This is a genomic window from Myxococcus eversor, from assembly GCF_010894455.1.
Classification (GTDB): domain Bacteria; phylum Myxococcota; class Myxococcia; order Myxococcales; family Myxococcaceae; genus Myxococcus; species Myxococcus eversor.
On the sequence record NZ_JAAIXY010000087.1, the window covers coordinates 1 to 663 of the forward strand.

The window sequence follows — 663 nt, forward strand, 5'->3', positions numbered from 1 at the left end:
TCGACTCCGCCTCCATCACTCGCCTGGTGGAGCACTTGCGGACGCTGCTGCGCTCCGCTCTCGCTCAGCCCTCTCTCCCCGTCTCCTCTCTGTCGATGATGGACGAGGCCGAGCAGTCGCGAGTGCTGGTGGAGTGGAATGCCACCACTGCCGACTTCCCGGCCGACGCGTGCGTGCACCAGCTCTTCAGCGCCCAGGCTTCTCGCACTCCCGAGGCTCTCGCGGCGGTCAGTGATTCCGGCTCGCTCACCTATGGGCAGTTGGAGGCGCGTTCCTCCCGGCTTGCTTCGCACCTGGCGTCCCTGGGCGTGAAACCTAGGACTCTCGTTGCCCTCTGCATGGAGCGCTCGCTGGAGCTTCCGGTGGCGCTGCTGGGCATCCTCAAGGCCGGCGCCGCCTACGTGCCTCTGGACCCCAGCTACCCGCGCGAGCGGCTGGCCTTCATGCTGCGCGACTCCGCCGCGCCAGTGCTTCTCACCCAGCACTCGCTGCGCTCATTGCTGCCCGACGGCCCCGCTGTCATTTGCATCGATGGTCAGGAGGATGCTTTCTCCGGCACGGCCTCACCGGCATCCGTCTCCGGTGCCGAGCACCCGGCTTACGTCATCTACACCTCCGGCAGCACTGGCCAGCCCAAGGGCACCGTCGTCTCCCACCGTGCCC

Annotated in this window: 1 protein-coding gene; it reads left to right on the forward strand. The window is 67.7% G+C overall.

Going from position 1 to position 663, the window contains the following annotated elements; genetic code table 11:
* Positions 1-663: AMP-binding protein (locus G4D83_RS45250; RefSeq protein ID WP_163871173.1), on the forward strand; the 663-nt coding region annotated here is incomplete at both ends.